General features: G+C 48.4%; 1 protein-coding gene. It reads left to right on the top strand.

The features are described from left to right. On the top strand, positions 1-508 hold a 508-nt coding region (locus tag ACTXGO_RS16300; protein ID WP_459112954.1), incomplete at both ends, for an NAD(P)/FAD-dependent oxidoreductase.

Raw genomic sequence — 508 nt, 5'->3', positions numbered from 1 at the left:
CCAGTTTGTTTAAGGCGCCACTAGCTCCAGGATGGCAGCGTACTTTTTTTAGTAAAAGTGCCAAGGGCAGCTTGTCAAAAGTGTCCAATGATGATTTGCGCGCGCGCTTGACGCCGGACTACGCGCCGATGTGCAAGCGCATGATTTCATCCCCGACGTTCTATAAAGCGGTGCAGCAATCTAATGTCGAGATTTGCACTACCCATATCGAGCGTATTGATCCCAAAGGAGTCATTACAAAAAATGGTCAGCTTCACAAGTTTGATATCTTAGTCTTTGCCACAGGATTTCATGCGCAGTCCTATATGCGTCCGATGCAAGTAACGGGCCGTGACGGTATGGCTTTGGATACCGCTTGGAATGAGGGGCCAATCGCTCATAACACTACGATGATTCCAGGTTTTCCAAATCTATTCACGCTTATGGGCCCCAACAGCCCTATTGGTAACTCATCGCTAGTCCCTATTGCAGAGGCGCAAGCAGAGTACGTGATAAAATGGATGGATCG

The sequence above is a fragment of the Psychrobacter sp. T6-1 genome, from assembly GCF_052258445.1.
Note: the sequence above shows the minus strand (reverse complement) of the source record. Positions and strands in the feature narration are given on the sequence as shown.